Annotated in this window: 16 protein-coding genes and 7 pseudogenes; 9 read left to right on the top strand and 14 right to left on the bottom strand. The window is 68.2% G+C overall.

Translation table 11 applies throughout. The features are described from left to right. Positions 1-233 precede the first annotated feature (233 nt). A complete protein-coding gene (locus ACFYY7_RS22260) occupies positions 234-668 on the bottom strand; it encodes an AbfB domain-containing protein (protein WP_388664203.1) in 435 nt (144 codons plus the stop codon). Between ACFYY7_RS22260 and ACFYY7_RS22255 the strand changes: the two genes are divergently transcribed. The 3 genes from ACFYY7_RS22255 to ACFYY7_RS22245 all read left to right on the top strand — a co-directional run bounded on the left by ACFYY7_RS22255 (position 641) and on the right by ACFYY7_RS22245 (position 2,651). Continuing rightward, positions 641-1,402: a hypothetical protein gene (locus ACFYY7_RS22255; protein ID WP_388663777.1), complete on the top strand. Its 762-nt coding sequence runs from the start codon at positions 641-643 to the stop codon at positions 1,400-1,402. The two genes, ACFYY7_RS22260 and ACFYY7_RS22255, sit on opposite strands and share 28 nt — an antisense overlap. A gap of 102 nt (positions 1,403-1,504) precedes the next feature. Then, positions 1,505-2,263 carry a class I SAM-dependent methyltransferase gene (locus ACFYY7_RS22250; RefSeq protein WP_388663775.1) on the top strand — a complete coding sequence of 253 codons (759 nt, stop codon included), beginning with the start codon at positions 1,505-1,507 and terminating at the stop codon, positions 2,261-2,263. A gap of 106 nt (positions 2,264-2,369) precedes the next feature. After that, positions 2,370-2,651: a hypothetical protein gene (locus tag ACFYY7_RS22245; RefSeq protein ID WP_388663773.1), complete on the top strand. Its 282-nt coding sequence runs from the start codon at positions 2,370-2,372 to the stop codon at positions 2,649-2,651. A 252-nt stretch (positions 2,652-2,903) separates the two neighbouring features. Here ACFYY7_RS22245 and ACFYY7_RS22240 read toward each other — a convergent pair whose 3' ends face one another. The 9 genes and pseudogenes from ACFYY7_RS22240 to ACFYY7_RS22200 all read right to left on the bottom strand — a co-directional run bounded on the left by ACFYY7_RS22240 (position 2,904) and on the right by ACFYY7_RS22200 (position 10,046). After that, on the bottom strand, positions 2,904-3,782 hold the full coding sequence (locus ACFYY7_RS22240) for an alpha/beta hydrolase (RefSeq protein WP_388663771.1): 879 nt from the start codon (positions 3,780-3,782) through the stop codon (positions 2,904-2,906). A 229-nt stretch (positions 3,783-4,011) separates the two neighbouring features. Continuing rightward, positions 4,012-4,242 (bottom strand): annotated as a pseudogene (locus ACFYY7_RS22235) (tetratricopeptide repeat protein); the annotation flags it as partial. A 15-nt stretch (positions 4,243-4,257) separates the two neighbouring features. Continuing rightward, positions 4,258-4,566, bottom strand: a pseudogene (locus ACFYY7_RS22230) (DDE-type integrase/transposase/recombinase); the annotation flags it as partial. A gap of 295 nt (positions 4,567-4,861) precedes the next feature. Further along, entirely contained in the window at positions 4,862-6,148 is a 1,287-nt protein-coding gene (locus ACFYY7_RS22225) for a vanadium-dependent haloperoxidase (RefSeq protein WP_388663769.1), read from the bottom strand. Positions 6,149-6,844: 696 nt separating this feature from the next. Next, positions 6,845-7,411, bottom strand: a pseudogene (locus ACFYY7_RS22220) (IS6 family transposase); the annotation flags it as partial. A gap of 153 nt (positions 7,412-7,564) precedes the next feature. Next, positions 7,565-8,077 carry an ATP-binding cassette domain-containing protein gene (locus tag ACFYY7_RS22215; protein ID WP_388663767.1) on the bottom strand — a complete coding sequence of 171 codons (513 nt, stop codon included), beginning with the start codon at positions 8,075-8,077 and terminating at the stop codon, positions 7,565-7,567. Then, positions 8,074-8,853 (bottom strand): zinc-ribbon domain-containing protein, encoded by a 780-nt coding sequence (locus ACFYY7_RS22210; protein WP_388664201.1) that lies wholly within the window; start codon positions 8,851-8,853, stop codon positions 8,074-8,076. The genes ACFYY7_RS22215 and ACFYY7_RS22210 overlap by 4 nt, the downstream gene beginning before the upstream one ends. 40 nt (positions 8,854-8,893) lie before the next feature. Further along, positions 8,894-9,405, bottom strand: a pseudogene (locus ACFYY7_RS22205) (IS5 family transposase); the annotation flags it as partial. Between the two features lie 38 nt (positions 9,406-9,443). Beyond that, positions 9,444-10,046 carry a tetratricopeptide repeat protein gene (locus tag ACFYY7_RS22200; protein ID WP_388663766.1) on the bottom strand — a complete coding sequence of 201 codons (603 nt, stop codon included), beginning with the start codon at positions 10,044-10,046 and terminating at the stop codon, positions 9,444-9,446. A gap of 498 nt (positions 10,047-10,544) precedes the next feature. Here ACFYY7_RS22200 and ACFYY7_RS22195 point away from each other — a divergent pair, with 498 nt between their 5' ends. The 3 genes and pseudogenes from ACFYY7_RS22195 to ACFYY7_RS22185 form a co-directional block, all read left to right on the top strand. Continuing rightward, positions 10,545-10,724 (top strand): Clp protease N-terminal domain-containing protein, encoded by a 180-nt coding sequence (locus tag ACFYY7_RS22195; protein ID WP_329595597.1) that lies wholly within the window; start codon positions 10,545-10,547, stop codon positions 10,722-10,724. Continuing rightward, a complete protein-coding gene (locus tag ACFYY7_RS22190; RefSeq protein ID WP_329595596.1) occupies positions 10,721-11,269 on the top strand; it encodes an MOSC domain-containing protein in 549 nt (182 codons plus the stop codon). The genes ACFYY7_RS22195 and ACFYY7_RS22190 overlap by 4 nt, the downstream gene beginning before the upstream one ends. A gap of 35 nt (positions 11,270-11,304) precedes the next feature. After that, positions 11,305-11,415, top strand: a pseudogene (locus ACFYY7_RS22185) (IS5/IS1182 family transposase); the annotation flags it as partial. A gap of 28 nt (positions 11,416-11,443) precedes the next feature. On the opposite strand, the gene ACFYY7_RS22180 reads toward ACFYY7_RS22185, so the two are convergent. The 3 genes and pseudogenes from ACFYY7_RS22180 to ACFYY7_RS22170 all read right to left on the bottom strand — a co-directional run bounded on the left by ACFYY7_RS22180 (position 11,444) and on the right by ACFYY7_RS22170 (position 14,714). Continuing rightward, positions 11,444-12,289: a hypothetical protein gene (locus ACFYY7_RS22180; protein WP_388663764.1), complete on the bottom strand. Its 846-nt coding sequence runs from the start codon at positions 12,287-12,289 to the stop codon at positions 11,444-11,446. A 389-nt stretch (positions 12,290-12,678) separates the two neighbouring features. Next, positions 12,679-13,215: pseudogene (locus ACFYY7_RS22175) on the bottom strand (DinB family protein); the annotation flags it as partial. Positions 13,216-13,397: 182 nt separating this feature from the next. Then, a complete protein-coding gene (locus tag ACFYY7_RS22170; protein ID WP_388663762.1) occupies positions 13,398-14,714 on the bottom strand; it encodes an MFS transporter in 1,317 nt (438 codons plus the stop codon). Between the two features lie 89 nt (positions 14,715-14,803). Between ACFYY7_RS22170 and ACFYY7_RS22165 the strand changes: the two genes are divergently transcribed. The 3 genes and pseudogenes from ACFYY7_RS22165 to ACFYY7_RS22155 all read left to right on the top strand — a co-directional run. Continuing rightward, on the top strand, positions 14,804-15,784 hold the full coding sequence (locus ACFYY7_RS22165) for a winged helix-turn-helix domain-containing protein (RefSeq protein ID WP_388663760.1): 981 nt from the start codon (positions 14,804-14,806) through the stop codon (positions 15,782-15,784). A 1,035-nt stretch (positions 15,785-16,819) separates the two neighbouring features. Continuing rightward, the gene (locus ACFYY7_RS22160) at positions 16,820-17,638 is read left to right on the top strand and encodes an alpha/beta fold hydrolase (RefSeq protein ID WP_388663759.1); all 819 of its coding nucleotides are present in this window, start codon (positions 16,820-16,822) and stop codon (positions 17,636-17,638) included. Positions 17,639-17,888: 250 nt separating this feature from the next. Beyond that, a pseudogene (locus ACFYY7_RS22155) lies at positions 17,889-18,140 on the top strand (hypothetical protein); the annotation flags it as partial. A 178-nt stretch (positions 18,141-18,318) separates the two neighbouring features. Here ACFYY7_RS22155 and ACFYY7_RS22150 read toward each other — a convergent pair. Then, positions 18,319-18,948 (bottom strand): hypothetical protein (locus tag ACFYY7_RS22150; RefSeq protein WP_388663757.1); only part of this gene is annotated, 630 nt, incomplete at its 5' end.

Below are 18,948 nucleotides of genomic sequence, written 5' to 3'. Positions count from 1 at the left end.
GGGCGGGCATGCGCGACTGTGCTTTGGCAGCGGACCAGCTGTTCCGGCCCCGCAGCAGGTCCGCGAACCGGGCGGAACGGAGGGAAGATACCACCAGCCGGATCGGCCGGGGTTCACCCAAGGCCGTCGGCGACCGAACCGGACCTCTGCTTCCTCGTCGGCCGCCGCGTCCTGCGCGTCATGGCGGTCGGCCGGGACCGGCCGCCCGTCCGAGCCGGTCGATGGCGGCCGGGTCACTGTGATGCTGCGGGAGGTCCCGACCCGTTACGCGAACCCGGCGAGGATCCGGAACGGCGCGTCCTGTCGACCCTGGCTGTCCGTGATGTGGTGCACGTACAGGTGCGAGTCCTGGTGGCACAAGTACAAGTCGGGGCGTTGTAAGAGCGGAAAGAGATCCACGTCCGGTCCGCCGGCCCTGGCACGATGACGAAGGTGGCCTCGTGGCGGAACGGCTTTTGGCCACCGGGGTCCGAAGACGCAACGTACGACTTCCCGCAACTTACCGACCCGTTCTGTGGCTGTTCGTGACGTTCGTTTGGCCCATGTCCTGAATCGTTGCGGAGCCGTTGACCGTCGTGTACGCGACGTGCGTCATGGGGACAAGGGGCGTGTGTGAGCCGGGGGTTGGTGGGTACAGGCGGTGGAGCACGGGGATGGAACCCGCGTATTCACGATCGTCTGGCCCGATGGCGGGGTGCATGCCCAGGCGGATCGGTTCTTGCGATTGCGAGAGCCCGGAACCGACCGGACGTACGCGTACCTGCTGGTTGATCACTTGAGGTGGCTGGAGCGGGAGTATCTGCCGCTGGGGTCGGTGACGCTGGCGGACCTGCAGCGGTACATGGGGGCGGTGGAGGCGAAGACGCCAGGCCCGTTCGGGCTGCCGTGGCGGGAGGCGAAGTGCCCGTACGTGCAGTCGACGCTGTCGCTGACAGCCTCCCGCTTGAAGGGCTTCTACCTGCACCAGGCCGCGCTCGGCGTGAATGAGGAACTCGGCAGGCAGCTGGATCGCACGCGCCTGCCAAGCCGCGCGGACCGCAATAGGGCCCTGCTGGGGCATGTGAAGACGTCGATGCCGAGCAACCCGCTGCCCCCAAGTCGGGTGCGCCGACGTCATCCGAAGATGGTGCCGGAGGGAGCCAGGGACATGCTGCTGTCCTCGGTGTCGTCCGCCCGTGACCAAATGGTGGTGAACTGGCTGGCCGACGGTGGCTTCCGCATCGGCGAGCTCTGCGGCTTACACCTGGCAGATCTCCATCTGCGGGAAAATGCGGGCTGCGGCCAGTGCCGCTCCTGGGCATCCCGAACGTCACGACCGCAGGGCCGACCCACATCATCGACCAACTCACCATCAAGGACGGCCAGGCGTCGTGAGCAGCACCCTCATTCCGTTCATCCGTGAGTTCGTCAAGGCGCCGACCGTGGTCGCCTCCGTGATTCCGAGCAGCAAAGCCCTCGCCCGGCAGGTCGCATCCCCGATTCCGTCCACGGGCACCCGGTCGTCGTGGAACTCGGCCCCGGCACCGGCGCGTTCACGCGGACGATCCAAGAGCGACTCGACGGGCGAGGCTGGCACATCGCCCTCGACGTCAACGAGCGCTTCACCGCCCTGCTGACCGAACGCTTCCCCGCCGTCGATGCGCTCACCGCCGACGCCCGCGACCTCCCCGCCCTCCTCACCGAGCGCGGCCTGAGCCAGGCTGATGCCATCGTCAGCGGCCTGCCGTGGGCGTCGTTCCGGCCCGAGCGGCAGCGCGAACTGCTCGACGCCGTCGTGCACGCCCGGTCGCCACGGGGAGCCTTCACGACATTCGCCTGCATCCACGCCCGCCGATCCACACCGGCTTGCCGTCTCCGCCGGTCCTTGGCGGATCGATTCGAGGAAGTCGTCCTCGGCCGGACAGTGTGGGCGAACCGGCCACCCGCCCTGGTCTACCACTGCCGCCGCCCCCGGCACCAGGATGGCCAGATCACCAGACGGTCGGTATGCCCGGCCGTGCCGTGCCAGCAGGTCGATCCGAGGCGGGAGACATCGATCCCGCGATCAGCACCGCCGGTGAGAGGGAGCAGGACCCCAGGGACGTCGGTTAGGCGTCCACGCCAGCCAGTGTGGGCGATGCGGCGCATCGAAGTCGGTGAGCTCCCGGCCGGTCGACCTGGCCGACTGCGACGCCCCGCCATCCGCATCGTCCGCAACCCCTGCCGACGAGGCACGGTCCACGCACACGCCCCTTACAAGCCACTGCCAAGCAGGTGCTTCTGAAACTCGGGCTCTGGCTCAGCTTCCGTGATCGGTAACGGTGAGTTACTGGGCTTGGCCTGTCTGTTCGCAGGCCCGTACCGAGTGCGGCGGGTACGACACCTGCGTCATGGAGCGCACTGACAGGCTGTGCAAGCAGAACGCGAAGGCGATCGCGGAGTCGATGAAGAAGGCCAAGGAGTCCGACGCGGACCCGCTGTACCAGCAGGCCCGTACCGAGTGCGGCGGATACGACACCTGCGTCACCGACCGGGTCGCCAAGCTCCGAGACCAGAAGAAGACGACCACCGCCACGACCACGACGCCTACCGGGCAGCCCAAGCAGTCCCAGAAGAAGACGCAGATCCCGGACTACCGGGGCAAGGGGGGCGTCAAGGCCTCGGCTGCCTGAGCCTGCGGATCGATCCTGAGCCCTGGACATCCAGGCCTGGGGTCCGGGTTCAGGTTCCTGGTCTCAGCTTGATCCTGACGTTCGCGACGATCGTCGCGAACGTCAGGATCAGGGCGGACTTGGCTGGAGCGCGCGTTGACTCGGTAGTGAAGGACCCATTCCTGATCGTCCTCGTCGGCATACCTCCGTGGCGCCGACGGAGACGTCTTCGGCGACTGGACCACCGCCCGGAGACCGGGACGGGAGGCCCTGTTACATCGGCGCTACTCGGACCAGGTCGGCCAGCAGCGCCGCGAAGAGGTGCGGGCGGCTGAAGTATCCGACGTGCGAGGCCGCCAGTGTGCGGACGTCGAACGGGTTCTCGGGCGTCAGCTCGTCCGCCTTACGGATCATGTAGTCCTGCACTGCCAGAGGGATGCTCAGATCCTGGGAGAGGCGCACGAAGGTGTGCGGAACCTTCCCCCATTGTGCAGACCGGGCCACCGCGCCCTCCTCCAGTACCGCGTAATTCTCGTCCGGGTCCATGGAGTCCAGCAGCATCCGGAACTGGTGGTCGGTGGAGTCCGCCATGACGGCGGCCTTGAGCTGAGAGAACAGCTCGGGGTCGGCATGCGCGGCGCGCCAATTCAGCCGCACCACCCCCTGGTTTCCTGTGCCCGGCACGGTGATCCGTTCCGCTGCGGCGTCCAGCAAGTTGTTGTCGAGGACGTCCCACTCCCCGGTCACCATTGCAGGGTTGCTGAGGCAGACCGCGGAGAAGTAGATGACACGGTCGAGGAGTTCGGGCACGGCGTTCGCGACGGCGGTGACGGTCAGGCCGCCGAAGCTGTTGCCCGCCAGGACCAGGGGCCCCGATGGGGCGAGCCGGTGCAGGACGTCCACTACGTGGCGCACGTTGTCCCGCAACGTGATGCCGCGCATCGGGGACGGGGCGGTGGCCAGCGCCGCCAGGTCCTGCGGCTGCTGGTAGTAGGCGGCCGGGTGGTCGGCTGTGTCGCCGTGACCGGGCAGGTCGACGGCGTAGGAGCGGTGCCCGTGCAGGGCCAGTCCGTTCTGCAACGGTCCCCAGGCCCGGGCGTTGCTGGACCCACCGGGAACGAACACGAAGGTGGGGTGTGAGGTGGTGCGCATGAAGGAATCCTCGTCATCCTGAGGCGAACGGTGAACAGTGCGCGGATGACCAGGTGCCGGCGAACGCTCGCGTCAGCACCGAGTCCGGGACACCGAACGGATGCGCAGGGACTGCCAGTTGTGTATGACCGAGTACATGATCGGGACGTTAGACCCTGCCGGGCGCACCCGCCACCGAATTGCCGGCCACCATTGAGCGTGATGCTCTTTGTTTGGCCCGGTCATGTGGTCACTCTTTGCGGAGGTTGTCGTCGGGGGCGTCGTCGGCCAGGCCGGCCAGTGCATGAACTCCACCGAGCCGGACTGCGGGCCGCCACCGGGACAGCGCACCACGAACAGCACGAGTGTCGGGGTGTTCGTTGCCGAGCAGCCGCTCGTACTTGGCGAGGACGTGTTCGAGCAGGTTGGTGGCGTCGTTGGTGCGCCCGGCCTGCTGGTAGGAGGTGGCGAGGTTGGCGCGGGCGGTCAGGGTGTTGGGATGTTCGTTGCCGAGGAGTCGTTCGCGGTCGGCGGCCGCGGTCTTGTCCCGCCGATTCTGGAGAAGGATGTCGAGCACGTTGCCGTCGGCGTCGACGGCCTGCCACAGGTACTTCAGCTCGCCGTTGATCTAGATGAAGACCTCGTCCAGGTGCCATTTGTCCCCGCGCCGGGGCCGCTGCCGGCGCAGGCCGTTGGCGTAGGCCTGCCCGAACTTCGCGCACCGTCGCCGGACGGTCTCGTGGGAGACGATCACGCCGCGCTCGAGCATCAGCTCCGCTACTTCGCACTCAACGGCACTGACCATGGGAGCTCTCGGTGTACGCGTCTCGTTCCGCACCCCATAAGTCGACGGGGTGCGAGCAGGCCCGGCAGGCGACTGCTGGGCTTTCGGTCTGTCTGGGGGTGTTCCCACCCGTGTTCCCACGAGAACACGGGTGGATGAGGATCCGGGGAGATTCGGGCAGATGAGTGAAGATGCGGGCTGAAGCTCGGTGTTCGCACAGGTCAGGGAAGAACTGCAGGTCAGAGGCCCTGTAAGGGGCCCACCTGGGGTCGCCTCCGGCCCGGAAGCCGGGGTGGGTCTGTTGCGGCCCGGCGGTTCAGCCGGCCTCGCCGGGGCACTGCGTCTGGGCAGGCCGGGCCGACTGCGGCGCCGGTGCGTTCGTCTTGCGTACCGGCTGGAAGTAGTGGGTCAGCGCCCAGGTGCCCACGCGGTTGCCGGCCCGGCAGCCAACGATGTCCGCCGTACGGGAATGGATGCCTCCCCACACGCGGGCATTGATCAGGTCCCTGTTGACGTCGTCAGCGGACTCGTAGAGCCGGGTGGTGCCGGTGATCTCGGAGGGAACGTAGAGGTCGGGACGCGAGGTGCCGAGGACGCCGGTCACGGCGCGCATCACTGCTGCGGCGACGGTCGTGTGGCCGGCGACGTAGTCGGGATGGGGCGGTGTGACGAGCAGTGGCTCCCAGGCCGGGTCCGCCGTCGTCGCGGGGTTGCCGTCGGTGTCGGCCAGGCGGATGCCGCTGATCGGCCTCCAGAAGGCGTAGTGCAGCTTCGCGTCCCATGCGGTGATGACGGCGTCGGTCGCCGACGCGTTCGCCGCGGCGAACAGCCGCGCCGTGGTGGCGGCGCCGAGCCCGTGCCGGGCGGCATAGTCCCGCAAGGCCGTCTGGACCTGCACCACCAGGTTGCCGCTGAAGAAGAGGGCGGTCTCGGTCTGCTGCGGGGTTCTGCCTGAGCCGGTCTTCGACCCCATGGTCTTCAGCTCATTGACGTCGTGGGCGTACCGAGCCGAGGAGAGCGCGGGCGGCCTGCCGGGGCGGAACTGTTGCGGGGAGGTGAGCAGCAGCGGGCGGAGCTCGGCGAGCCAGGTGTCGATGAAGGGCTGATGGGTGGGCGGGGTGGGCCTCCAGACCCCGGGAGCGGGCGACGCGGTGAAGGGTACATCCGCGAACCGGCCGTCATTCTCGCGGAGTTCGACGATGTGGGCGGCGGCGCGCTTTCCGAAGGCGACACCCTGGTCCTTCGCAAGGCCCTCGGGAATCCCGGAGAGGGAGTCGGCGTAGGCGGCGTCGAGCCCGCTCTTGAAGGCGGAGAAGTAGGTGAGCAGCACGTCGTGAGCCGCCGTTGCGGCCGCCGCCGCGGAGGATGCGGTGGCGGGGCCGCGTTCCCGCCACTCGTACGGGGCGTAGCCACCCTCGATGCCGACCACGGCGTTGTAGACGGCGACGGAGACGAACCCGTGCCAGACGGCGCCCTGCCCGGAAGGACGGGCACCCAGGCTGGCGCGGATCGTCTCGGTGGCGATGGCGTTCCAGTCACGAACCACGGCTGCCGGGTCCGAAGCAGCTGCTCGGCGGGGATCGGCGGCGCTCGGACCGGTCATGGCCGTGAGCCCGACGAGGGCGAGCATCGTGACGGCGCCGATGACATCCCGGATACGTGAACGCGGAGTAGGAGGAGGTGGAACAGGGTGGTTCTGCCGCACAGCGCACTCCCTTGGGTTGGTTCAACCGGATTAGCAGCGGGCGGGAGCGCGATCAAGATCAATCGCCGTGACCGGGGCGTAGTAAGCCGAAGGAGGCGCGCTGCGTAGTCTGTATTGCCCTGTGAGGTTGGGTGTCGCCGGTCGGTGGGTCTGCGTAGGGAGGGCTTCTGTGAGCTGGGGTTTCGCGGGTTGACTCGGTGATCTTCCGTTCGGGGGGTGGGGTTCCAAGTCTGTTGTGAGGCCTGCCTGTTCCTGCGTCCGGTGGGGTGACGGTGGCGGTGACCTGGGTTTTGTGGGTGCTGCACAGGTTGGTTGGGTGAGTGTAGGGGGCCTGTGCAGATCTACTGCCGGGCCGTAAGGCAGCCGGGGCTTCCGCGTACGTCCCGGGCCGCCCGGCCTGTGTTTCCGGCTCAGCGTCGGTTCGGTCGTGCTGTTATCGGCCTGGACGCCTGCGTGTGGGGCGGTTGGTGCGTGGTCAGTAGTGTTCCTCTGCGAGGTGGTCGAGCTGGATGACCTCGAGGGACGCTTTGGTGATGCGTTCGCTGCCATCCATGATCGCGCCGAGCGCTGCCTGGCGGACCAACCGGGAGAGGCTACGGCGCCGGCGGAGCGGAAGCCCTTCATCGCCCGTTCGCGCTGCCGGGTGGGCTGGTGCGAGTTCTCCGCACGATTGTTCAGACCCTTGTGGGAATGGTGTTCGACGGAGGGCATCACCTCGCGGTGGGCAGCGCCGTAGGAACGGAGCTTGTCGGTGACCACCACACGCGGCACCGAGCAGATCTTCTTGAGCAGTGTGCGGAAGAAGTGCCGGGCCGCGGCCTTGTCCCGGTGGCCCTGGAGAAGGATGTCGAGCACGTTACCGTCGGCGTCGACGGTCCGCCGCAGATACTTCTGCTCGCCGTTGATCTTCACGAAGGCCTCGTCCAGGTGCCACTTGTCACCCGGCCGTGGCCGGCGTCGGCCCAGCTCATTCGCATAGATCTGGCCGAACTTTGCGCACCACCGCCGGATCGTCTCGTACGAGACGATCACGCCGCGCTCGAGCGTCAGCTCCTCCACCTCACGGAATGACAGCGGGAAGCGGAAGTACAGCCACACGCAGCGGGAGGTCGCCTCGACCGGGTACCGGTGCCCCTTGTACGACGGCGGAGTACTGCCCACGGACAATTCCCCAGAATGACCAACCCGAAGATCTTCCCACCCTGTCAGTCAACGTGACAGTGCCGGGGGAAGTCATGCCGGACCTGAAGGCCGGAGGCTCCATTGCGGAGCCAACGAAGACGGTATCGGGGGGCAGGAGCGGTGAGTCGTCGCCTACTCGTATCGCGCGAGCAGCTCCGTGTACGCACCCTCCGCCTGCCGGCCGGCGGCTATGCCTTCAGGGGCCAGGGCTAGGAAGGTGTCCGTGCTGCCCGAGTGCAAGATCCGACCTTCGGACAGGACCGTGACGTGATCGGCGTCCTCGGCCAGATCGGCGACGTCATGCGTGGACATGAGCACGCTCACCTCATCGCTGAGGCCAAGCAGGAGGTCCCGGAAGATCCGGCGCTGATGGGGATCCATGCCGGCGGTCGGTTCGTCGAGCAGGAGAACCCGGGCACCGTGCACGAGGGCGGCTGCCACACCGACTCGTCGCAACTGTCCGCCCGACAAGTTCGCCGTCTTGAAGTCGCTCTGCTCCGTCAGTTCCACCCGAGCCAGCACGCGGCGCGCCGCCTTCCAGGCATCACTGCGGGTCATGCCCTTCAGCCAGCCGACGTAGGCGAGGGCGCCGGTGTAGCCGGAGGAGGCCGAGTGCTGTCGTCGTGGGCAGGAGTCCGCCCTCACCGCAGGGCAGACTGCACGCCCGCGATCCGCCCCGAGAGAGGCTGGGGTGCGGGTCGGTCGCCGGCCGGTGGGGCGGCGGGCTGTCGCTCGTTGATCAGGCGCTGGGCCAGCGCAGCTCCCCGACGGCGCCCGCCCTTGAGGTAGGCGCGCGCACGCTGACGGGTGTCGTCGGGCCACGACGCCAGCGGCATCAGGTGCTCGACAACGACGCTGGCGGCCGTGAACGGGTCTGCCAGGTACGGCACGACCACGTCGCGATACCGGGTCGGTCGCAGCGGTTCCTCACGTACCCGCACCACCATCCAGCCGGGCCGGTGGTGTTCTACGGCCTCCGCCTTGAGCCGATCGCGTTCCTCGGCGTCGCGGTGCCAGTACGAGCCGTCGAACTCCACGGCCACGGCCTGGTCGCGGTCCGCTGGGAAGAGCATGTCGAGCCGGTAGCGGCCGTGCGGCGTCTGCAGCGGGTACTGCTGCTCTCCGCCTGTGAGGACGAGCTGGAGTTCGGCGAACACTTCCGTCTCCTGCCGGGAGACGCTTGTCCGCTTCCGGCAGCGTGGGCAGCCCTGCCTGCCCATGAACACGTGCGCCACTTGGGCGGACCAAGGTTCGTGTCCGGCGGGGCACAGCCACCAGACCGGCACGTTGGCCCCGGCGGTCACCTCCGCCGGGGTGAGGGACTCGTTCAGGGACGGGTGCCACAGCGCCGCGATCTCGAGGCTCTCGCGCGACAGCGCCTGGTAGCGCACCCGGCCGGAGCAGGAGGGACACGCGGCCATGCCGCGGACGCGGTGGAACATCTTGGCCCGGAACTCGTCAGCGCACACGGTGCACTTCCACCATGGGCTTCAGGCCCTGGCTGTCGTGGGTGTTGGCGGCGGAGATGCCGACGACCAGGGGCAGTCCGTTCGCGTCCGACAGGACGTGCATCCTGGAACCCGGTTTACCCCGGTCCACGGGGCTCGGGCCTGTGAGTTCGCCCCTTTTTTGGCCCGTACGTGGGCGGAGTCGAGGATCACGCGGGTCACGTCGAGCAGGCCGCACTCGTCGATGCGGTCGAGCACCGCCTCGTGCAGCCGACCCCAGACACCGGCTCTGGACCAGATGACGAAGCGCCGGTGTGCAGTCGACTTCGAGACCCCGAAACACGGCGGCAGAGCCCGCCGTGCACACCCGCTCACCAGCACGTAGACGATCGCCGCGAACGGCGTCTCATCAGGCGTGTCCTGCGTCCCCCCGCCCTGCGGCCGCACCCTCGACGGCGGGATCAACGGCTTCGCGATCTCCCACAGCCCGTCCGGAACAATCCCACTCCACGTATCCCGCCCCATGAACAACCCAATGAGTGATCACCACATAGGACACGGTCTTAACACGGAGGCTCCCCAGAACCACCCTCTGCCGACCGCCACCGGGACAGCGCACCACGAACAGCACGAGTGTCGGGGTGTTCGTCGCCGAGTAGGCGCTCGTACTCGGCGACCGTGTGTGCCAGCAGGTTGATCGCATCGTTGGTGCGCTCGGCCTGCCAGTAGGAGGCGGCGAGGTTGGCGCGGGCGCTCAGGGTGTCGGGGTGTTCGTTGCCCAGCAGCCGCTCGCAGTCGGCGACCATGTGTTCCCAGTACGTCGAGGAAGCGCTGTGGAGGTGAGCATTGAGGAGGCTTGCTCCCGCGCGGTAGAGCACGGGGTGGGAGTCGGGCGTCCATAGGGACTCTCCGACATGGGTGGTGAGGGAGTCCGTGTTGGCGCGTAGCATGCTGGCCAGTTCGCGCTTGGCGTGGTCAGAGTCTGGCCATATCTCGACGAGGGCATCGGCGGCGGTGACGGCGGTCGCCGGCTGCTGGTCCTGAGGGATGGTCTCGCGTACGGCCCGGGCGGTGAGTGCGTGGATGCGTACCGCGCGGAGGTGGTCGGTGGAGTCGTACGTGATCAGTCCTGTCGAGGAGCCGCAGCGCTGCGGCTGCCTCGTCACCAGTGACGGTCCGTGCCGCGCTTCTGCGCCGGCGGCGCAGGGTGAGGGTTCGTCGGGCTGGGGCGGCGGGCTGCTGCTGGGTGAGGTAGGTGAGGAAGGCGTTGGTGGTCCATAGGTCGGTGGCCTGTCCGGCGGGGTCGAGGTAGGCGGTGATGCGGAGGGCGGTGCGGGCCTGGGGGCCGTGGGGGTCCTGGTCGGTGGCGTCGAGGGCGAGGAGCAGGGTGGTGACCTGCAGGCCGTAGCGTTCGGTGTCCGCCCAGTGCGGCAGAAGCTCGTCCAGGTGCGTGGCGCGGTCGCCGCCGAGCGGGTCGCCCCTGCCGGGTGGACTTAACCTGCCCTCGGCCTGGGCCGCCTGGCCCCTGATAGGGGCTCCGGACTGATACCTGGATTCGGGTACATCCCGTGACTGATGACCAGCACGTATGACTACCTGTCACACCCGCTTGCATTCTGGGATCATGAGGCGGGCATCAGCCCCTACCCCTCCGGAGCACCGCTGTGGCAGTACGCCGCCTCGCCCCTATCGCCGCCGACTTCCTGATGGCCTCGCTCGCTGCCTGCCTCGGCCTGCTGACCGTGCCTGAAGGCCACGCCCTGAAGGTCCTGGCTGCCCTCCAGGTCGACCCCGCCGCCCTGCGCGAGACGGTCCTCGCCCAGACCGCCCTGGAGGGGTCGTGACTGCAGGCCGAATCACCGCGGTGAGCCGCAACGCCTTGTACTCGTTCAGCAAGCCCAACCACGCCTCCATCACCCTGCTCGCCGGTCTCGGTGTGGAGGGGGACGTCCACGCGGGCGAGACGATCCGCCACCAGTTCCGCATGACCTACGAGCCGGACCTGCCCAACCTGCGCCAGGTCCACCTGATGCACGAAGAGCTCTTCGAGGAACTCGCGCTCAAGGGCTTCGAGGTTTCCGCAGGCCAGCTGGGCGAGAACATCACCACCCGCGGGGTGGACCTTCTCGGCCTGCCCACCGGGTCCTTGCTGCGGCTTGGAGCCGACGCAGCGGTCGAGGTGACCGGACTGCGCAACCCGTGCTCGAAGATCAACGACTTCCAGACAGGTCTCCTGGGCGAGATGTTCGCCCTTGACCCGCTCTCCGACGAGTTCACCTTCAAATGCGGCGTCATGGGCGTGGTCCGCCAGACCGGGACCATCCGGCCCGATGACCCCGTAGTGGTGGAACTCCCAGCCCATCCGCACCGCGCGCTGGAGCGCGTCTAGCGTGTCTCCCTGATCTGCTCGTCGGTAGATCGGATGTGTCTGTCTGGTGGGTGATCACTGATGGGATGTGGGACCGGATCGAGCCGTTGATGCTGGCCGATCCGGTCCGTGGTCGGCGATGGGCCGACCATCGTCGAATCCTTGAGCCCGAACTCGGCGAGGTGGAACGGATCGTCAGGGCGGAGCAGCTCGCCCGGCGCGCCGCCGCCGGCTCAGGGAGGTGATGGGCAGGGCCGCGATGCGGGCGAGGTGCTGGCCGAACAGGAGGAGTACCGCGCCGGCAGCCCGGACATCGAGGGGGAGGGCGGTGTCGGTCAGGCACTGGTGGAGGAGCTCCCAGTGGGAGTCCTCGTTGAGGCCAACCGGATCCTTCTTGGGTCGGTGGGGCACCAGGAGCGGGTGGCTGTGGCCGCGGTGTGCGGCCCAGACCACGAAGTCACGGACCTCGTAGCGCGTGCTCGGAGCGTCGGCGAGCCAGGCGTCGACCTGGTGCTGGGTGACGTCCGCGAGGCCGAGTCCTTGCTCGCGTATGGCGGTGAGGAAGGCCACAGCAGTGTTGATCCGGGTGTAGGCCCAGCGGATGCGGTGCTTTGAGCCTGCGGGCCGCGGGCTCGCCCTGCGGGCGCGGGGCAGCAGCGACCAGCGGACGTAGGGGGAGAGGAGCAGGGCGTGTTCGGGGTGGCGCTTCACAGTCCGGGCGAGGTGGCGCTCGATGCGGGCCACGAGTTCGTCCCGCTCGGGCAGTACTTGGTAGGTGACCAGGATGCCACGCAGGTAGTCGATGGTCTGGGCGTCGCCGCGGCCCACGTCGCGGGCAAGGCCGTCCAGGTCCTCGTGGGTCGGCGTTCGTTCGGCGGCGGCGAGGTCGGCAAGGAGCCGGGCGGAGTGGGAGTTACGGACCCAGTTCAGTACGGTCCTCGTCGGCCAGCGCGGCCCCCATGGGCTCGAACCGGCTGCGCGCCGCTGCGGGCACGGCGTCGAGGAGGGCGTCGAGCTGGTCGTGGAGGGTGCAGCGGTCACACAGCCCTCGCACCATGTAGGAGCGCGGATCTCCGCAGCGCGGGCAGGCGTACGGGTCCGTGTGTCCCGCGCACGGGCCGCAGACGCGGCGGTTGTCCCGCCGGGCGATCAGCACCCGGGTCCGCTCGCACGCCGGGCAGGTGCCGGGGGTGGTTCGGGCATAGCGATAGCAGGGCTTGCAAACCGGGCCGAGCGGCCAGCGGGCGCACACCTCGGCGTTGGCGGCGCACAGTGCACAGGGCGCTGACGGCCGGGGCCTGCATGTGGTGCACGGGTCCAGGTGGGACGGTCTGCCGCACGCCGAGCAGGACCGGGTCGCGGCGACTTGGCGACGTCGGCACGGCGCGCACGTCTGGTGCGAGGGTCTCGCCCGGGTCTCGCCGCAGGCCGCGCAAGGCTGCACGGGCTTCCTCGTCGATCTGCGTCTCGTGTTCGGGGCGCACCCCGGTCCGGCCGTCGAGGCCCTCGCGCAGGATGTCGGCGTGCCCGGTATGCCGGTTGGTCTCGCCGAGGACATGGGCCATGACGGCGAACAGGTTCGTGTTGGGACAAGGCTCCGGCCACCACGGCACGTGGCCGGGGGCGTCGAGGGGAAGCTCGTTGATCGTCGCGTCAGAGTGTTCGCACGTGCGTCGGTAGAACCCGATGATCTGATCGCGGGTCTCGTCCTCGGTCGCCCACAGATCGTTGCCGTTGTAGTCCTGCCACCGGGGCAGCGGTTCCGGGGAAGGGCGGTCGAAGACCTCGCCGAAGTACCTGGCCTCGACGGTGGCCACGTGTTTGACCAGGCCGAGGAGGTTGGTCCCGGTCGCTGTCAAAGGTCGGCGGGCGTCGTATTCGGACAAGCCGTCGAGTTTCCAGAGCAGCGCCTTGCGGTCCCGCCGCAGTCTCCTGTGCAGGTCGTGCTTCGCGAATTCATCGATCATGCGGCATGAACCTTCCACGGGCTGCTCGCGGTCTCAAGATCCCGTACGTGGTCCACAACGGCCGACAGAGCCGAGGCTTAGGACTCCTTACACAATGAACTACCGGGAGTGACTGTCTGTCAGAGAGACGTGGGGTGGGGGTGGGGTGCGTGACGGCTCGCGGCCGACTCGACCGGCGACGGTTACTGCGCAGGAGAACTACACGCATGCTGTTCGGTGCCGTTCTCTGATCCCGTTGAGCAGTTCGGGACGGAGACCGGGGAGGTGGGCGGGTGCCAGGTGAGAATCCAGCCGGCGGTAAGCGCCGCCGCACCGCCTGCCAGGGCGATTGCGCCGCCTGTTCCGATGCCTGCGGCCACCGCGCCGAAGCAGGCCGGCCCGACGCCCTGCAGCGTCATGCTGCCGGAGCCGAGCAGACCGAAGGCCTGGCCCTGGCCATCCTGCGGCAGGGCGTCCAGGAACGGCCGTTGCAGGCCGAGACCGTAGGCGAATCCCAATCCGCAGAGCAGCAGCAGACAGGACGAGACGCCCACTCCGGGCTCGGCAGCGAAGCCGACCAGAGGCAGTCCCATCAGCGCAATCAACGGGACTACCAGTCGCTCCCGGGTGGGCGGCCGTAGCAGTCGGCCCACCAGAAGGTCACCGACAAGCATGCCGACCGGCAGACACCCCATCAGCACCGCGTACCAGCCGGGCGCGAAGTGGCGTCCTCCCGCGTAGGCGACGAGCAGGCCTTCCGCACCCGCTACGAAAGCGGTCGGTAGCCACTGCGCCAGCATCAGTCGTCGCACCGTGCGTCCGCGCAGCAGCAGCCCGGCACCGTGCAGGCTTGCACGGACGGCCCCGCCATCGCCCCGAGCGCTGCCGGGTGTGCTGCCCAACACTCCTGGCTGCAGCCGGGGTAGCCGGAGGCGGATAGCGAGCGCGCAGCCGAGGTAGAGGACGGCGCTTACCGCGAGCGCCCGGTGCGGGCCGAGTACCGCGACGACCGCACCTCCCAGCGCCAGGCCGAACAATTGCGCGCCGGAGGCAGCGATGTTGTTCAGTGAACGGCCCAGTACATAGGCGTCGCCCTCCAGCGACTGCGCGACCAGCCGACTCGACGCGCCGTGAAACACCGGTGTGGCGAGGGCGACCAGCGCCACGACACCGAGGCTTGCCGCGATCGGCATCCGCACCAGGGCGAGCAGCAGGGCGGCGGCGCACGTCAAGGCGTAGCCGCCGGTGATGAGCGCGCGGGCCGGCAGCCGGTCGGCCAGTGAGCCCAGCAGCAGCGAGCCGAACAGCTGCGGGATGAAGCCGATACCGAAGGCCAGTGCGCTCAGCAGCGCGGAGCCGGTAGCCGAGAAGACCAGCACCGAGAACGTGGTGATCCGCAGCGCGTCCGCAGTGATCGCGACGGTTCGGGTTGAGAAAAGCAGCCGGAATCGCGGCTCGGCCAGCACCTCCCGGTAGGTGGCACGGTGGTTGCCCTGCGCGGGTTCGGCGGTTGGGGTCATGACGCCCAGCCTCGCCGTGCGCCCACCCCACCCAACAATGATTCGTCGCTCGACGAATCGGAACGGACGTCCTGCGGTAACGTCGCAGGGTGCTCCGCTTCGAAGTCTCCGTCGAGGACCTGCTGCGCAGCCGCTTCGCACTCTCCCCCGCGATGGACCTCTGCTTCCTGCTGCGCTCGCTCGCCGGCCAAGACCGGCCGCTGCCGCGAGCCTGGGCCACCCGGCTCCTGCCGGCCTTTGAACGGCTTCGCCGCGAGAGCGAACTGAACGCCGTCCTCGCCCTGCACAGCCCCCAATCCGGACCGAACTTCGTCGCCCCGCCCCCGCGCGGCCTCAACCAGACCTGGGCAGACGACCTGGCCATGATCCGGGCCACACCGCTGGAAGCGGCCCGCCACGAAATCGCCACCAACGCGACTGGCCCGTCCGCCCGCGATCCCCGCGTACGCGCAGTGCTGGACTCGACGGACGCCGCCTCCAGGATCGCCGAGGCGATGGACCAGGCATGGCACGAGCTGCTCGCCACGGACTGGCCGCAACTGCGCGCGATCTGTGAGCGCGACGTCGTGCACCGGGTGGGTGTGATCGGCGAACACGGATGGGTCACGACCATCGAGAGCCTGCACCCGAGCATCGCCTGGCAAGCCGGCGGTATCGAGATCGGCCACTTCCCCCAAGTCGGAACAGTCCGCCTCGCCGGCGACGGGCTCCTGCTGATCCCTTCGGTCTTCGTCGCGAATATCGCCGCCCACCTGGAAGACCCCTGGCCCAGGACCTTGATCTATCGTGCCCGCGGCACCGCCGCCCTGTGGGGCGAACAGGAGAGCGTCCCCCGACCGGACGCCCTGACCGCTCTGGTCGGCCGGGCCCGAGCCCGGCTGCTGTTGGCGCTGGACGCCCCGGCCAGTACCAGCCACCTCGCCCGAAGCCTCGCCATGACGCCCGGCGCGGTAGGAGACCACCTCGCCATCCTGCGAGGCGCGGGACTGCTCGTCCGCGCCCGGTCCGGACGGTCGGTGCTCTACCGGCGCACCCCACTCGGCGAGGCACTGGTAGGCAGTACGGGCTGATGGATCAGATCAGCACTGCTTTTGAGGCGCCGCCAGCAGGCGATTGCGCGCCCGAGGGTGAGGAAGGCCTGGTGGATGTCGGCGCGGATTTCCCAGCGGATACGCGGCCGGCGCAACCAGCGCAGAAGTGCGAAGGCCGCCCGGACCGTGATCAATCTCACCGATAGCCGCTGTACCGATGTGCTCCGAGGCCGGAGCTCACCGGAACCCACCCGAGCGACACCGCCCCCGATGCCGAGTGATTCTCACAAACGTTCCTTTGCGCGAGCAAGATCAATATCGGGCCACCGGGCCCCCGCCGATCCCGGATTCGCTCGCAGAACCCGTTCTCACCCAAAAGCGGGGCAGACCCCCTTCTGAGACTTGCATTATGGGAAAACCCAGGCTCATGACGGTTCCTCAGCAGCCTTCCCCGACCGACCGACCGACCGGCCGGCCGGACGCGGACGATGTCGAACAGCACGCCTGCCCGAAGTGCGATGCGCAGCCCGGCTCGCCCTGCCGCTCACGCGGCGGCGCGGTCGCCTCCGCCTGCCACACCCGCCGCTTCACGATGGTGCCCCGGCTGAAGAAGGCACCGCGGGTGCCGACCCCGGCCGACCGGGCGCTCCGACCGCTGCTGCGGAGTGAGGCGAACCCCGCCGCTCTGGTACAGAAACCGGGCGGACATGGTGCATCGGCGCACCAAGCGCCCGCCCCATCAAGCTGAACGACTGCCCCTCGCGCCGACGTCGCCAGATCTCATCCTGTTGAGCCGGCGAGAACCCGTAGTCACGCACCTGTGCCTCGACCACGTGATCACCCGGGGGTGGTGCGTTGATCACTTGAGGGTGCCTTCGTTTGTGGAGTAGTGGTCGGGGCAGAGGTGAACCAGCGACTGGGCGATACCCGGTTCCCATGCTGTACTCAGAGACGATCGGAGAGTGAGTGACCAGATGATCGAGCGTTCCCATCGCTCGGTGGCAGCGAGCCCGCCGTCCTGTGCCGATCCCGTCTTCGCCGAGGCGATGGATGCACGCCTGTGGAGGTGAGCGCGTGAGTTCTGAGGGGTTTCAGCACGTCAAAGTCGGCGACATCGATATTGCCTACGTTGAGTCCGGCCAGGGGGAACCGCTGGTTCTGTTGCATGGCGGGGAGAGCCATAGGGGGCAGTTTGATGCCTTCCGCCCCCTGTTAGGCGCTGGAATCCTGGCCATCAGCTTCGACCAGCGTGACACCGGTGACACACTCAACGGGCCCGAGCCATACGACATCGTTCGGCAAGCCGCTGACTGCGCCGACTTCCTTGCCGCGCTGGGATTTGAGCGCGCGCACGTTATGGGAGTGTCGTACGGCGGAGCGATCGCCATGCACCTGGCGATCCACTACCCCCAGCGGGTCGCGTCTCTCATACTGTCAGGCGCCACCCCGAGCTGGACCATGACCGAGAGCCTTGGTGACCGCATTGCCGCCATGGGGCCGGACGCGCGGGCGCAGTTCGCGCTGGACCTGCTCCTCACACCCGAGGGGCAGGCGAACGACCCGCAGCTCGTCGCCGACGCCAAGCGCGCCCTGCGGGGGCGTCCCGTAGACGCCGACGCACGCCGCATGACAGCGATTCAGAACCACGACTGCACTGCCCGGCTGCATGAAATCACGGCTCCTACTCTCGTGCTGCATGGCGCGGAGGACCCCATCGTCCGCGCTCAGGTCGCCGAACTCATGGCATCGGAGATCCCTGGCGCACGTCTGGTGATCCTGCCGCGTACTCGGCACGGCATCACCATCGAGGCCCGTGAGCAGGCCGCACGCCTGGCGCGCGACTTCGTGCTGAGCCATGCCGTGGGTACAGCCAGCACCGGAAACGGAGGCTGACAGGAGCGGTCACTGCGCGGTCGGACGTCGTTGCGGTTGTGGCGGAAGCCGAGTTGGCGCTGTATCGGCCTTGCGCGGCCTCCCGACGTGCCTCACGGAGCACGGACCACTCGGCGAAGGGGCGGATGACCCGGCGGCGGGCCGCGAAGGTGTTGCACGAGCTGACACTCACGGCTCTGCCTTCCCCACGACTGTCTGACCCAGCTGTCGATCTCAGTGGCTCGGGAACCCCGCTCTCCTTCAGCTCCGCTACAGCGAGAACTGCCAGGCGGTATGGTCGCGGATCGAGCGGGGGCGCCCGGGCGACCTGGATACGGCAGAGGTCACCGGGCGTGCCAAACGCACTGCCGAGATCGAGTACGGGGACGACAAGTTCACCAGCATGGTGAGTGTGGGCGACGGCGAGTTCCAGGTCACCGCCTGTGCGGTCCCCAAGAGCAGCGATGAGAGCACTTACGAGCGCTACTGCATCCACGCGACCGAGGCGGCCGCCTGGCGGTGACCTGGAGGGCGCGTCAGCAGGACCAGGTGTGCGACCTGAGGTAGGTACCGATTCCGGTCCCTGCGGAGGTCGTCACGAGGAGGTCCTGGATCCTGGCGCTGAATGGCTCCGACCTCACAGGGATGTCGCACAAAACGGGTCCGATCGCTCCGTGTATTAATGGGTGCCCGTGGAGGACCTAGAAGCGCTCCTCACCAGGCGTCTCAACGCCCCAGTAGCCGGGGCGGCAATAGTCTCCCCACTCGTCGTAGACCTTTGCATAGGGGTCGTCCTCGACGTTGCTCCGCGGGTCCGCCCACCCCCCGTTTGAGCCGAACTCCTCAGCCTCAGTGGCCAGGATCTCCTTCAGCTCTGCGTTCCGAGCCTCCCCTGCCGCCTTACTCATCTGCTCTGAGTAGTCAGAGGCGCTCTCCCGATCCAACCCCACTAACAGCACACGTTTGGCCGCCTCATCAGCGATCCGACACGTTTCCCGGTTCGCTTCCTTATCGGTCGTCACGAAGCCACCGAAGTCACCGATGCTGGTGATGCCAAAGAACGCGAGCACAGCCAGCAATGAAACCGTGATCCCAAGCCAGGTTCCTGCCCGCGCGGCAACCTTTAACGCGCTGCCGTCCCCTGAGCCACTTTCGTCGGACACTTGCCCGCCCGTCCGGCCGCCGTGGGCATTGGTACTGCCCACAATGGTGGGCGGCTCGGTCGGCTTGGGCGGTGTCGGCGTACAAGTGAACGTCCCCACCCGCGTACGGATGAAAAGGGACAGTTGTTGATGCGTTGAGACCTGCTGCTCGGCACTCTGCTGCTTGGT

It is taken from the genome of Streptomyces sp. NPDC001933, from assembly GCF_042890955.1.
Lineage (GTDB): Bacteria > Actinomycetota > Actinomycetes > Streptomycetales > Streptomycetaceae > Streptomyces.
This window is presented reverse-complemented; position numbering and strand designations above follow the sequence as displayed.

Bases quoted from the DNA above. Each gene is read 5' to 3' on its own strand.
- ACFYY7_RS22245 (WP_388663773.1), top strand. From the start codon at position 2,370: ATGGAGCGCACTGACAGGCTGTGCAAGCAGAACGCGAAGGCGATCGCG.
- ACFYY7_RS22240 (WP_388663771.1), bottom strand. From the start codon at position 3,782: ATGCGCACCACCTCACACCCCACCTTCGTGTTCGTTCCCGGTGGGTCC.
- ACFYY7_RS22225 (WP_388663769.1), bottom strand. From the start codon at position 6,148: ATGACCGGTCCGAGCGCCGCCGATCCCCGCCGAGCAGCTGCTTCGGAC.
- ACFYY7_RS22210 (WP_388664201.1), bottom strand. From the start codon at position 8,853: ATGGCCGCGTGTCCCTCCTGCTCCGGCCGGGTGCGCTACCAGGCGCTG.
- ACFYY7_RS22170 (WP_388663762.1), bottom strand. From the start codon at position 14,714: ATGACCCCAACCGCCGAACCCGCGCAGGGCAACCACCGTGCCACCTAC.